This is a genomic window from Listeria costaricensis (assembly GCF_900183385.1).
In the GTDB taxonomy this organism is placed as follows: domain Bacteria; phylum Bacillota; class Bacilli; order Lactobacillales; family Listeriaceae; genus Listeria; species Listeria costaricensis.
The window spans coordinates 37,423-50,067 of record NZ_FXUT01000023.1; the positions used below are offsets into that span (position 1 = coordinate 37,423).

A 12,645-nucleotide genomic window follows, 5' to 3' on the forward strand; every position below is an offset into this window, starting at 1 on the left:
ATGTTGTTCAAGCTAGCCCTTTCCGGCTTTAAAAATAAATTCAAAGATTATCTTGTGCTGTTGCTCGGTCTTGTCATGTCGATCTCAATTTTCTATATGTTTGAAACACTGGCGATGAATGATGCTTTTATCAAAGAAAATTCAATGATTTCCGCCGTTATGTTTATTTTTCAGGTGGGCTCCGTTCTTTTGGCGATTATTACCATTGCCTATTGTCTGTATGCAAATAGTTTTCTATTTTCATTGCGTCAGAAAGAATTCGGCATGTATATGACACTAGGTGCGAAAAAAAGTAAAATCTCCTTGCTGATGTTTATTGAAACGGTCTTTATCGGGCTGTTCTCGCTGATTATTGGCATCCTGATTGGGATCGTACTTTCCCGCGTGGTTGGGGATGCGTTGATGGGGCAACTTGATTTTGAATCCACTTCTTACCAGCCGTTTTATCTCCCGTCGATGCTTGTTACGATCATCTTTTTTGCCATTCTTTTCCTGCTTTCAGCCGGGGCCAATTTAATCCAGCTGTCGAAAGTGACGGTCTTGGAACTCGTTCATGGCGAAAGTAAAGCCGAGCATATTTTGATCCGCAAGAAAAACATTGTGATTCAAGCCGTTATTTCACTGATTTTACTTGTAATCGGCTATGTCTCGATGATTTACATTGAAAAAACGCAGTATATCGGAATTATCGTGGCACTCGTGACGATCACAAGCGGCACCTATCTATTTTTTGCTACCTTCCTGCCTTTATTCGTACAAAAATTACGCGAAAAACAATTGCGCCGTAGTAAAAAAATAAATTCTTTCACATATGCACAGCTCTCTTTCCGCATTGGGCATTTATCGCGGGTGCTGGCAACTGTCGCCATGCTGATCGCACTGGGTATGGGGGCAATTGCTGTCGGATTTGCCTTTAAAAATAACGGTCCGCTGATGGTTGAAAAACAATATCCTTATGACACACAGATTTCTGCACAGACGCAGGAAGAAACTCATTTGCTACAGCAAGCGGGCGTGGATGAAACGGCTGATTATCATTACAAGGTCACAGCAGACAAAATCTATTTTAATGAAGCTGAATTAAAAGAGCAGCCGCCTCTAGTGGTTCAAACAAACCGAGAACAAAAAGAGAGCAAGCAGGTTCGCTTGACGACTCCGCCAAGAGTGGAAGATACAAGTTGGTATGCTTTTATGCAAGGGATGATTCCACCTGATGTGCTAGACCAGCAGCAGATTACGGTTCTTTCCGGGGATGCCTATCAACAAATGCAGGCGGATGAAACAGTCGTCACCTATACGCGTTTAAATGATTTTATGGACAATCAGGATACGCTGAAAAAAGTAGAGCAGCTGGAAACTGACCGCCACAAGGGGAATCCAAGCTACTATTCGACGAGCAAATACAGTACCTATGACAGCTACAATTCCTTTGCAAGCGGCACAGTGTTCATGGGCTTTTTCCTTGGCTTTGCCTTCCTTACCATGATGGCCAGCTCGCTGATGTTTAAGATCCTGACGGGGGCAACCAGTGACATCCGGCGCTATGATATGCTACGAAAAATCGGTGTCCGTCGTGAACTTCTGGTCAAATCGATTTACAAGGAAATGTTTTTCATCTTCCTTTTCCCTGGGATCGTCGGTTTCATTCATGTGGCGATCGGCATGAAAATGTTCTCCTTCCTGCTGATGGAGCCTTATTACCGGTTCTACATCCCTGTAGCCCTCTTCCTTGTTATCTACATCCTTTACTATTTCATCACCGTTTCGCTTTATAAGGGGATTGTTTTGACGAAAAAACGAGCTTAAATACCCAAAAATGAGCACAAAATGCCTACGTTCTGCATTTGTGCTCATTTTTTGGGTGGTTGCTTTTTTGGCGGAGGGGTGGAAGCTCTGCGGCCTGCTGACTACACCCGTACTCATTTTCAATGGTTGTTTTTTCGTTTGGATGACAGGCGACCGAGGAAAAAGACACCGAGAAGGAGAAGAAAGCCTGCTGTCAGATAAAGCGGCAAATGCTGTTTCCTTGTCTCTGGTTCAAGCTCTGCGGCCTGCTGGTTCAAATGATTCGCCCGATCCTTTTTGATTGTAAAGCTTTTTTCCCAGTTCCACTGATCGGTTCCTGTGGCGGCTGTGAGTTTCAGCTTGTATGTGCCTGGCTCAAATGGCTGGTCCTCCCAGCTGATTGGAAAATCGAATCGGGAGTTTGGGGCCATTTTCAGCTGCGCGGCTGTTGCCTCGTGAAGCGGCTTGGAATCGCCTTTTCGGTAGATGGCGGCTTTCACTTTTAGGTCTCTTACAATGGCGGCCTGCGGATTTTGAATGGTGGCAAACACGGTATTGCGCCCGTTTTTTTGGCCTGCTGCTACTTTTTGCAGTTTTAAAAACGGCTCGACGGCTGCTGTATCTTCTTGCAAAACGACACCGATTGTATAGGAAAACTGATTGTCAAACTGGACATTTTCCTGCTTGGTTTCATGTTTCGGCGGATTCTTTTCGGTAAAATAGAGCCCGCCTAAAATGATGCCCGAAAATGGCTCTGTCGGTATCTGAACGGGAATATCCACGGTTTTGGTTTCTCCGCCGGACAGTGTGACTTCTTCAGGTGGAGCCGCCAGTGTCGCAAAGGGATATTGAAGCGTTGGATCGAGCTTCGGGTCTGCCAGTGTATATTCGATTTGGCCATTGTTATTGGTAACGGCAGAATTGGCCGCAATCGCAATCGTTTTTTCCTGCTCCGTACCGTTCGACAATTGGACTTGGAGCGTTTGCGTCTCGCCTGCTTTTACCAAAAGATCAAAGTAGGTCTGTCCGTTACTCAGTTGATTGTCTGGCAAAATCGCCTGTACGGAAAAATCTGTCCCAGAAGCTTCAACGCCTATTCCCCAAAAGTTGACCGCTAAAATGAGCAGCCCGATAAAAAACCCTTTCCTCTGCTTCAACATCCTCACCCCCCTTTTGCTTAGTTTGGCGTATCTTCCAAGTTCCACGTCAGACTTGTGCGATATGTCGTGCCGGTCACTTTTGCCGTACTCATCGGCACATACAAACTAACGGCCGATCTGCCTTCTGTAAGTGTGCCACCAAAACCGATCGCCCAGGTGCCCATTCCCTTGCCGCTGGTGGCTGTGGCAACCGTCGAGGAGTCCGTCCCAGTCGGATCAAGCGACACGGCCTGTGTTGCCGGTGCATAGGCCACATCTGTGACTGATCGAGCGGTCCCCGCCACAAAACTGAGTACTGCATTCGTCAGTGGTGTATTATTGCCATCCGTCGTTTTCAACTGCCCATTTTGCTTCACAGACAGTTTCCAGCCGACATTGGTCCCCCGTTTATCTGTCACCTGAATAAAATTGGGCACATCAACGGTTGCCGCGTTCTGAAGCACCTTATCAGCTTGTGCATAATAGGTGGCGTTGGCACTGGTGATCACCTTGCTGCCAAAATGAAAATTCGACACGTAATCAATACTGAGCGGCCCGCTAGTTCCTGCTGCATGCGGATCATTCGGGTCTGACGGATTGACCGCTGTCACGGGTGTCGTCGGGTCGAGTGGGTTCAGTGGCGTTGTGACCGTTACGTCTGTTGTAAATGTGACATCTGTCGTACTATTCATCGTTCCGCTAACTGCTGCTGAAACTGGTCCTGCCGCAAGCAGTGTGAGTCCGAAAACAAGTGTCCCCCCAATAACTTGATAACTCTTCATGGTTTCCCCTTCCTTTACAACAAATTTATTATCAGCAGCGAACTGCGAATAACTGGTTTAAGGTGCATCTGTAAGCGTCCACATCAGCTGCCCTTGATAGCTTCGTCCCACTTCCACGGCTGGACTTGGCATGACGTTCAGTCTGAGTCCTTCTGATTGATTCAAATTGATGGTGTATGGCGTGTCGTCTGTCTCCAAATGGGTGGCGATCAGCTGGTTGACGTCGTTGATCGGCTGGCGGATGTTGTTTTTCTCATAGTAGAGGCCGCCCGGCAAACTTTTAGAGCCGTTTGAAAGCGGGCTGGTTTGCTTTAGATAAAGCTGCCACGCGGACTTGGTCACACGCCCGTCTGCAATTTGGATTTGTGTGCTGGCGGTGGGCTGATAGGTGGTTTCTTTGGTGGGGACGCGAATCGTGCCAAATGAGAGGCTGCTTGGTACGGAGACGATTCGCAGGCTGCCGTTTCCGATTGGCAGTTCATTTGTAAGGGTGACTGGACCGAATGCCGTTTGATTGCCGCCGTATACGCCGCTTGCCGTAAACACACTGGAAAGCGAAGTCGGATAACTACTGGCCACAATATCACCTGTATATTGCATCTGCAGTTTGTCGCCTTCTGCTTGCAGAGGAGCGCCGGTCAAGGTGGCGATGATTTTCTGTCCGCTTGGCAGGGAGCTGTCTGCTTGGACGACTGGGGCAGCAAGCGATTCGCGGGTTCCGTCAGCTTTGATTCGAATCAGATTGATATTTTGCAAATTAGTGAGACCGACTGGGACGGCCAACTGCAAGTTTTCTTTGTCCCAGCTGGCATATTGGTTGCTTAGTTCTGCCGTGGCCGTCAGGCGGACTGTCTGGCCGGAAACTGCGGCTGTTGCCGACATAAAATTGCCATCTGCTCCCTTTTCCTCAAAAGCTTGGGTGAGTGTCAGCTGGGGCACCTGATAAGGGACGTCTTGTGTCGTGGCGGCGCTCGTAACTAGCAATTCGCCGGTTCTTGTGCTGTAACCGCGGATCACGGCCGTTAGTCGCTCTCCGCCAGAAAGTGCTGGAATCGTTTGGCTGAATGTCGTCTGGCCATTTGCAAGCGGCAGATCATAATTCGTCTGGTCAACTGTCAGATAGGCGTGGTAATTGCCCCCGGATGTGGTGGGTGTAAAGCTGCCGCTAATTGTCGTATCCCCCGGCTTGGCAGCAGTCGTCCAGGTCGGAGCTGTGATCGGCCATTTCACTGTGACGGGGGCGCTTTCTGGGCTTTCATAATAATCTGCGTTTGTTTTGGATGCGGCGTGCAGTACGGCTTTCACCTGATCTCCGTATTCATAAGGGGCTGCGAGTGTCGTTTGGAAGCTGCCATCTGTCTGTACGGGCACATTACTTTTTATCGTCTGAACGCCAGCACGAGTTTGATAGATGAGATCAGCTGTATAGGTATAGCCGCTGTTCAGGGTTTGGTTCGCCTGTCCGGTCAGCACGGTTCCCAAATGAAGCAGATTGTCCGTCATGACGGGTGCTGTGACGGATAAGACGGGATAGCTGCCGATCGTCAGCGGATTGACGTTCAGCGTGGCATCCTTGGCATTTCCAGTGGTCAGATTAATGCCATCCGAAGCAGAAACAAAGGTTCCTTTTAAGGAGAATGCTCATAAGGAAGTAAACAAAACTAATTTATGAGTGGACGAATAAACAACCATATACAAGGAAAACACCAAAATGATGTAAATTTTGGTGTTTTTGTTTCTTTTCTGGCAAGGATTTATGAATAGTTGTTCTTTATTGAATGTAATATTGAATCCTATTTAGCTATCTAATATAATTAAGAAGAGTGTTCGTGCAAACGCTCACATTACGAGGGTGGAATATATAAATAAGGAAGAAAGGATGATTTCAATGGGACTATTTGATAGTGACGAACTCAAAAGCGCAAAGCGAAAACAACGAAAATATGAAGACTTAATCGAAAAAATTGATTATCTGATGCTTCAAATTCAAAATGCGCGTATGTGCGCCATCTCGCTTGATGTGGGCTATTTAGAACGTGACGGGCAACCGAATTGTTTAGTGGATGATCGAATGCGCCTGACTTTTGAAATGTTTACAGAAATGCGAACGAAACAAACAGATGCGATTGACGATATACGGGCAATGAAACAATCTGCGCAAACCAAATTAAGTTACGCCATTAGTGACGTAAACAGTTTGGAGGCGGCAGAAGAATGAGTCAACAACAATATAATGATGACTGGTATCAAACTTGGCAACAATTGATTACGGTTAAGCAAACACTTGATGATACTTATGTTAAAGCAAAAGCGCTCTCTGCAAATGTTGATAGTATGGCATGGAGTGGTGACCACTATGAACATATTCGGGCACTTCTTCAAATCGTGGTGGCTTATCATGGTGATTTACTGAACTGTTCTGTGGAGTTAAATGAAGCTATTTATCAATTTGGGCAAGACTATCAAGAATTTGAACAAATGCAGTCTTACCTCGCGATTAGGGGGATTGAATATGACTGGTAATCATTTAACCGCCCAAGAAATCTATTATTTATTGGAATTCCGGGATATTTCTTTTTTATTTGGTGTCCCCTTTCAAAAGCCAGATGAGACGGTGATGGCTTCTCTCGTTCAGAAGGGGATTTTAAGCCCAAAAGGTGAAATTTGCCAAATGACCGTTCACTACGTTGAGTTATTAAAAAAATATACAGAATCAAGTCGTTACATCCATATTCAACAATACTTATTTAGCTTGTCCGCGGATGGACTTTGTATTGCGTTGAAAGAAACGAATGATACATATGAATTACTGGTTGGGGATAGCTTATTGATGTTACAAACAGCGCTCAGTCACCCCATTATGAAAATAACGGCTCGTCCTTACTATGAACAAATAACGAAACAGTCTGCTCCTGCCGCATTAACTAATGTCTTTCTTTTATCTTCTCCTACTTTGTTAATGGAATGTTTTGATAAAAATTATCAGTTAGAAAGCCAATTAGCCATTGGATATCAAAATGAACAGTTTTATCTGTTAGATGAGGACTATCAGTTTATGGAAGTAACCACGATTAATCCGTTTGAATGGTTGCTGACACAAGTTCCTCAAATAACAGAAATAACAAAGCGGATATTGGAAGGGGCGGAACAAGATGAGTGAAGTAGTTATCAATGCGGATGAGCTGGAACAAGTGATGAATTCATTGGATGAACTGATGGGCTCGTTAATGGGCACAATGGAACAATTTGGCATGATTCGGAACACGCCTTTCTATCAGAAAGGACAAGCCAAGGATGAGATTGAACGGATTTTTAGCAGTAGTGCTAGAACAGGTGTGAATAATGCGGATTTAGTCCAAATGGAAGCCGACTTTTATGGGAAAATTCAAATGTTAGCCACCTATTATAATCTTTTAAATGAGTATTGTTATAATGCGTTGATTACTTTTAAAGAAACTGATGAGAAACTCGCGAAACTTTGGGAGGAAAGCATAGCGGAGGTGATGGCAAATGGCTGATCGCATCCATATTAAAAAGGACGAATTGGAAAGCTATAAACAAGACCATCATAACCGGATGTCAGAAATGTTGGATCAACTCTACGAAGTGGATCGGTATCTGAAACAGATGGATGATTATTTATACGATGAAGGACTGGCGAATGAGTTTTACTATGAGTATCGCTCCCAACATCAAAAACTGGATAACTTAAACGGGAAGCTGTGGACTTTATCAAACAACATTGTTAATCTATATTATGAAGCTAGCGAGATGATCGATAAGCCCTTTAAAAAGCGAATGGAACAATTTGTAGAGGATTTGAGTTTGGTGAATATTGACCGCTATTCCGTGAATGTGGATGGCTTCGTGGTGCAGGATGAAGGTTGGACACCCGGAGACAGTATTGGTGCTCCCTCTACTGCACATGCGACGTATACGCATAAAGATAAGATTAGTTTCATGGATATTATGAATAGCCCCTTTACAAGAAGGATGAAGCAAACCCAATATGAACTCTTTTTAGAACAAACGGGGCAACTGGATTATCAAGTTAATTACGAGACCTTTATTAACAGCTTATATCGCCGGACAGAATTTGATTATGAAACGGGTCGTGAAAGAGTCATGAATATCATTACGACTGGATTAGTGGTTGTTTGTGTGGGCGGTGTAGTCGTGATGACAGGCGGTGCCGCATTAGGTGCCGCGGTGCCCGGCTGGGTTGGGACGGCTGTAACCGTATCAGGTGGTCTCCTCACTGCAAAAGATGCCCTCCGTGGAATTACGGGTGTAGATATTAATGGTAACCCACTCAGCGAAAAAGAGCGGACAGAAGCGTTGATGTATGCCAGTGCGGATATGGCATTTATGATTGCGGGATTTGGTTTGAATAAATATCTGAAAACCCTTGAACATATTGATGATCCATTAACACAACAAAGAAAATTACAATATCAAGTGATTAATGACGTTAAGAATCAAAATACTTTGCTTACAACGACTAAGCGAAAAGGTAACTTTGGTGAAATGGTGATGGATAATTTTATTGAAGGTGCGTGGGATGCGACTAGAATAAATGGTACGCGTATCACTTCACTAGACGACCCTATCTTAAAAGGAATAGATGGCGTTTATGAGTGTTCTTCTCCGCCGCCAAAGTATATTATCGCGGAAGCCAAATATGGGACATCTAAGTTAAATAAGACCAATGACGGTCTACAAATGAGCGAAAAATGGATTATGGGAAGTGATAGATTAACTAATGCTGTTGGTCCAGAATTGGCAGAAACAATACGTGACGAAATGATTTTAAATCCAGATAATGTAAAAAACATATTAATTAACGTTGATGAAACCGGAAACGTTATTGAAAGCATTTTGGACTCTTCAGGTAAAAAGATGAAAAATTAATGGAGGCATAGATTATGCGCGATAAAATAAAAGACTCAAATTATTTTAATCAATATATAAAAGAAAATACTAGGGTTATTGAAAAATATGAGAATATGCGAATTCAACTTATTAATGAACGTGGGGCAGATGATCCAAGCATAGAAAGAGTTTCACTAGTCTTATCTAATAATTATATTAATAGGTTAAACTGTTTCTATTCCATTGGAGAATCTTTAGAGGAAATCAAAAAAGTTTATCATAAAGCCGTGAAATATCTTACTATTGTTTGGGAAAAAGAAACCAGTAGTTATATTCAACTTCTATGGTTGACATCAGTAGGAATTCTTTTAAACGAAGTAAGAGAAGTACAATCCATACAAGAGCTAGTAAAAAAAGAACAATTTGCAGATTATCTAATTGATTATATGTTAAATAATATTGACAGCCAATGGGAAATTACAACGAATAACCTTGCTTTTCCTGAAACATATAATGGCATTGCTCGTGTAATTAAATCAGAAAACAAAGAACAAGCATTATTATTTTTAAAGGATTACTTGGAAAAAGAATGGTATCAAGGGCATAAGGAGGCAGACTGGTATAATGCTCACAAAAATAAATTCGATACTTATAGTGGTTATTGGAGTTATGAGAGTGGCGCAATCGCCAAGATATTGAATCTTGATGATTCTTCGCTAAAAGACGAACCTTACTATCCATACGATTTAGTTCATTATTCTCGGTCTTAGACAACCCACTCGTACATAGCTAAACTGAAATGGTTGCGTGTCAACCGTTTTGGTTTGGCTATGCCAACAACTGCCGCAGTTCTGGCGGCGGGCGTTAGTCAAACAGATTTTATTTGTTCGACTAACGCTCTTTTTTATTACCTTTTTCCGGGAGTTGCTTGTTAGCTCCTAAAATACTATCAACATTGCTCTTGATTTTCTGCCATTTATTCAAATGCTGCTTTTCCTTCTTATAGGCTTGTGACAAGTTATTCTTCTCTTCTTGTAACTGCTGATACTGGTTGTTCAGTTGTTCAAGAGTGGGCAGTTTCTTATCGGGGTAAATCTTTTTCAATTCGTTTACTGCCGCCCTGTAAAGGATAAGCTCTCGTTGATGCTGTCGTTCAAACTGAGATTTATTTTTGCTTTGTTGATATGCCAAATAAACGGCTTTGCTCTGCTGATAGGTTTTCCTGTATTTAATCGCATGGGCAAGTTGATGCAATTGCTCATCCGTTCGTTTAAATGCCTGCCTTGCTTCTTGGTAACCATGCTGAGCCGCTTCCACTTGTTCGGTTAAAGCCTGATAGCTATCAAGATGCTGCTCTGTTAAATAGTTAATCGTTTTTGCCGCTTCTTTTAAATTATTGATTTTCGCCCAATGCTCATAACCGGCAGATTCCTGTACTTTAAGATTGTTCTCTAAATCAATGAGTAAGCCTATTTTTTTATTATCCGTGCTCATTTTCTTGCGTTTGGCTTCAAGTTGCTTCAAGATGGATGTCGTTTCGCCTAGACGTGCACGAATAGCATCCTCCGTATAATTGGTGCCCAAGCGTTTGGCGCGGGTAAACCGCTCTTGATTGGGCGCTCGAAAAGAAACATGCTTGCCATGCTTAATTTCATACCCGAATTCCTGCATCTTTACTAAGACTTCCTCAAAGGTTTGTGAAGTCTGGATACAGAGGTCTAAATGCTGCTTTAACTTGCTTTTCCATGATGTACCATTTTTATCAGCAAGCCATTCTTTATAACATTTGCCGCGATTGCCGGATGGTGTATCAATCACAGATAAATCATGTTCCCGACAAATACGGTCACTGGTGGCGCGTAATCGTCTGTAAGCGCCACGATCAGAATTGAATTTTTTATACGTCATGAAATTTGCCGCACAAACCATGATGTGATTATGAATATGCTCCTTGTCGATATGTGTGGTTACAATATATTCGTATTGATCGCCAAAATATTCCGCCGCAAACTCCATACCGACTTGATGAGCGGTTTCAGAATCAACTTCACCGGGTTTGAAAGATTGGACAACATGATAGGCTTTGTTGATATTGATGCCCTGACAATGTGACAACGTATCCGCAAATTGAGCAGCTGCCACTTCAGGCACTTGCGCACAAGCATGACTTGAAACCAGTAAACCGTTCATCGTTTTTTCAGGGTTACAGATATATTTAATTGCCTTCACTAGCGAACTTTTGATTGAGATGATTTTTGTAACTGCCATATTTGTTGGATTAAAGCCTCCAGTCTTTGAATATCTTCTTTGGATAAAATTTTGGTCGTATTTGCGATGCGTGCAATCTGATTAATGTTATTGCCTATTTTTGCCAGTTCAGCCACATAATTTTTATAGTCTGGTTTATCAACGGTAATCGCAAAGCCGGATAGCGCCATTTTGCGCAAAAAAGCAGATTTGTTTTTAATTTTTAAGTGCTGCATTCTTTGAAGAATCAGCTTATTTTCTTTTTCGTTTACGCGAAATTTCACTTGAATAGATCGATCTAAATTTGACAAAATAAGACAACTCCTTTTTAACCGGGGGTTTGGGGTACTCCCCAACAAGCACATTTTCGTGCCGGCTTTGCAAAGCAAACCGGGAGGAAATGAGGAAAGTGGTACCACTTTCCTATGCTTGCTATTCTTCCAAAAATAAAAACGTTAAAACGGAACAAATTTATTTTTATAAAAATCTTCATTACTATTAGTTATAAATAATGATTTCTAGACAGTTCTTCTAAAATTTTTGTTTTAAATATAAAAACCTCCTCATTAATACAGTCCAAAAAAACCGAAATCTGGCAAAGTTCGTCAGAAAAAAATAACATTTTTTGTTGGCTAAGAAAAATACCCCTGCATATATATAATGCGAAAAAAGAGAAATTTGGCCATGCTTTTGCGAAAAACTTTCTCTAAACATCAAAAAACAGAATATTGTGTCATTTTTCTTAAAATGGTATGATAGTCACATGGGTAGAGCTAGGATAGGTGAATAAAATGAAAGCAGTTCAACAAATTACAACGTTAGGCGTTGCGATTAAGGAATTACGAAAAGCGCGGAAATTATCACAAGAACGGTTAGCGGAAGAGATTAATATTCATCTCAATACAATTAAACGTATTGAAAATAATTCGTCTATTCCCGGAGCCGATACTTTGTTTAAAATCGCAGAGCGGTTAGGTGTGCCGGTAGACTATTTATATGCGTACACCAAAAGTAGTCAATACGAAAGCTTTGTGCGAATTAAACAATTGATTGAGTATGAGAATGTCAATAACTTCAATGTATTAGCGTTCCGGCAATATTTAGAGATGATTACAGAGCCTATGTACCAAACATTGTTGATTGCGGATAAACAGTGGTGTTTATATTATCAATCAATTTGTTTAGATTTTGTTGATCATGAACCAGAGAAAGCAAGCAAACTTCTTGAAGAAGCGTTATCTTTCACTTTCAATCCCCAAGCAACGATTTTTTCAAATCTGGAAGCACGCATTATCACTCGATTATTACGATATAAACAAACAAGAGATGAATATTTACCATTTGCCCAAAAGATTTATGAATGGTATCGACAAGGAAATACGACGTTTATTCAAATCGAAACCTTCTTAAAACTGTGTAACGCGCTGATTATTATTTATGTTGAAAGTGAAGATTGGAATAATGTTTATCAAATTGCTTTTCACAATGAAAAAACCGCGATCATCAAAGATTCCTGTATGTTTCTCATTAATTTTTGGTTCGCGCATGGGTTGGCACTTTATAAGTTGGGCAACCTTGTATCAGGTAAAGAAAAAATAACATCTGCCTTACAACTGGCAAAATGTTATCCGAATAAATTATTTTATGTAGAACTAGAAAAAGATATCGAAAGGTATGAAATCATCCTATGAAAAAAGCTGATATGTCGAGCATATCAGCTTTTACTAGTCAATCCAAAGAATGAACATTTGAAGCCATTTTAACATGATGTACACCTCCCTTACAGTACACATTGTAGCATGTCAAATCACCAAAACTAG

Annotated in this window: 13 protein-coding genes; 8 read left to right on the top strand and 5 right to left on the bottom strand. The window is 41.9% G+C overall.

All coding sequences use genetic code 11. From position 1 onward, the window contains the following. Entirely contained in the window at positions 1-1,806 is a 1,806-nt protein-coding gene (locus CS921_RS13450; RefSeq protein WP_099224743.1) for an ABC transporter permease, read from the top strand. Between the two features lie 119 nt (positions 1,807-1,925). On the opposite strand, the gene CS921_RS13455 is transcribed toward CS921_RS13450, so the two are convergent. The 3 genes from CS921_RS13455 to CS921_RS13465 are packed head-to-tail and all read right to left on the bottom strand — an operon-like array spanning position 1,926 to position 5,209. Next, positions 1,926-2,945, bottom strand: a complete 1,020-nt coding sequence (locus CS921_RS13455) for a WxLIP family cell surface protein (RefSeq protein ID WP_099224745.1) — start codon at positions 2,943-2,945, stop codon at positions 1,926-1,928. Between the two features lie 17 nt (positions 2,946-2,962). Then, a complete protein-coding gene (locus tag CS921_RS13460) occupies positions 2,963-3,706 on the bottom strand; it encodes a WxL domain-containing protein (RefSeq protein WP_205527789.1) in 744 nt (247 codons plus the stop codon). A gap of 57 nt (positions 3,707-3,763) precedes the next feature. Continuing rightward, positions 3,764-5,209: a WxL domain-containing protein gene (locus tag CS921_RS13465; protein ID WP_099224747.1), complete on the bottom strand. Its 1,446-nt coding sequence runs from the start codon at positions 5,207-5,209 to the stop codon at positions 3,764-3,766. Positions 5,210-5,594: 385 nt separating this feature from the next. On the opposite strand from CS921_RS13465, the gene CS921_RS13470 reads away from it, so the two are divergent. The 6 genes from CS921_RS13470 to CS921_RS13495 are packed head-to-tail and all read left to right on the top strand — an operon-like array spanning position 5,595 to position 9,348. Further along, the gene (locus tag CS921_RS13470; RefSeq protein WP_162921776.1) at positions 5,595-5,924 is read left to right on the top strand and encodes a hypothetical protein; all 330 of its coding nucleotides are present in this window, start codon (positions 5,595-5,597) and stop codon (positions 5,922-5,924) included. Beyond that, the gene (locus CS921_RS13475) at positions 5,921-6,229 is read left to right on the top strand and encodes a hypothetical protein (protein WP_099224751.1); all 309 of its coding nucleotides are present in this window, start codon (positions 5,921-5,923) and stop codon (positions 6,227-6,229) included. Before CS921_RS13470 ends, CS921_RS13475 begins: the two co-directional genes overlap by 4 nt. Beyond that, positions 6,219-6,866 (top strand): hypothetical protein, encoded by a 648-nt coding sequence (locus CS921_RS13480; protein ID WP_099224753.1) that lies wholly within the window; start codon positions 6,219-6,221, stop codon positions 6,864-6,866. Before CS921_RS13475 ends, CS921_RS13480 begins: the two co-directional genes overlap by 11 nt. After that, a complete protein-coding gene (locus CS921_RS13485; RefSeq protein ID WP_099224755.1) occupies positions 6,859-7,224 on the top strand; it encodes a hypothetical protein in 366 nt (121 codons plus the stop codon). Before CS921_RS13480 ends, CS921_RS13485 begins: the two co-directional genes overlap by 8 nt. Continuing rightward, positions 7,217-8,617, top strand: coding sequence for a hypothetical protein (locus tag CS921_RS15745; RefSeq protein ID WP_240422369.1), 1,401 nt, complete (start codon positions 7,217-7,219; stop codon positions 8,615-8,617). The genes CS921_RS13485 and CS921_RS15745 overlap by 8 nt, the downstream gene beginning before the upstream one ends. 14 nt (positions 8,618-8,631) lie before the next feature. Then, positions 8,632-9,348: a PoNi-like cognate immunity protein gene (locus CS921_RS13495; RefSeq protein ID WP_099224757.1), complete on the top strand. Its 717-nt coding sequence runs from the start codon at positions 8,632-8,634 to the stop codon at positions 9,346-9,348. A 121-nt stretch (positions 9,349-9,469) separates the two neighbouring features. On the opposite strand, the gene CS921_RS13500 is transcribed toward CS921_RS13495, so the two are convergent. Together CS921_RS13500 and CS921_RS13505 are read right to left on the bottom strand one after the other, a co-directional pair. Continuing rightward, entirely contained in the window at positions 9,470-10,807 is a 1,338-nt protein-coding gene (locus CS921_RS13500; protein WP_162921777.1) for a relaxase/mobilization nuclease domain-containing protein, read from the bottom strand. Beyond that, on the bottom strand, positions 10,807-11,136 hold the full coding sequence (locus CS921_RS13505) for a MobC family plasmid mobilization relaxosome protein (protein WP_162921778.1): 330 nt from the start codon (positions 11,134-11,136) through the stop codon (positions 10,807-10,809). The genes CS921_RS13500 and CS921_RS13505 overlap by 1 nt, the downstream gene beginning before the upstream one ends. A gap of 480 nt (positions 11,137-11,616) precedes the next feature. Between CS921_RS13505 and CS921_RS13510 the strand changes: the two genes are divergently transcribed. Next, entirely contained in the window at positions 11,617-12,516 is a 900-nt protein-coding gene (locus CS921_RS13510) for a helix-turn-helix domain-containing protein (RefSeq protein ID WP_099224763.1), read from the top strand. The last annotated feature ends 129 nt before the right edge of the window (positions 12,517-12,645 follow it).

Bases quoted from the DNA above. Each gene is read 5' to 3' on its own strand.
- CS921_RS13470 (WP_162921776.1), top strand. From the start codon at position 5,595: ATGGGACTATTTGATAGTGACGAACTCAAAAGCGCAAAGCGAAAACAA.
- CS921_RS13465 (WP_099224747.1), bottom strand. From the start codon at position 5,209: ATGACGGACAATCTGCTTCATTTGGGAACCGTGCTGACCGGACAGGCG.
- CS921_RS13510 (WP_099224763.1), top strand. From the start codon at position 11,617: ATGAAAGCAGTTCAACAAATTACAACGTTAGGCGTTGCGATTAAGGAA.
- CS921_RS13450 (WP_099224743.1), top strand. From the start codon at position 1: ATGTTGTTCAAGCTAGCCCTTTCCGGCTTTAAAAATAAATTCAAAGAT.
- CS921_RS13455 (WP_099224745.1), bottom strand. From the start codon at position 2,945: ATGTTGAAGCAGAGGAAAGGGTTTTTTATCGGGCTGCTCATTTTAGCG.
- CS921_RS13460 (WP_205527789.1), bottom strand. From the start codon at position 3,706: ATGAAGAGTTATCAAGTTATTGGGGGGACACTTGTTTTCGGACTCACA.
- CS921_RS13495 (WP_099224757.1), top strand. From the start codon at position 8,632: ATGCGCGATAAAATAAAAGACTCAAATTATTTTAATCAATATATAAAA.
- CS921_RS13475 (WP_099224751.1), top strand. From the start codon at position 5,921: ATGAGTCAACAACAATATAATGATGACTGGTATCAAACTTGGCAACAA.
- CS921_RS13485 (WP_099224755.1), top strand. From the start codon at position 6,859: ATGAGTGAAGTAGTTATCAATGCGGATGAGCTGGAACAAGTGATGAAT.
- CS921_RS15745 (WP_240422369.1), top strand. From the start codon at position 7,217: ATGGCTGATCGCATCCATATTAAAAAGGACGAATTGGAAAGCTATAAA.
- CS921_RS13480 (WP_099224753.1), top strand. From the start codon at position 6,219: ATGACTGGTAATCATTTAACCGCCCAAGAAATCTATTATTTATTGGAA.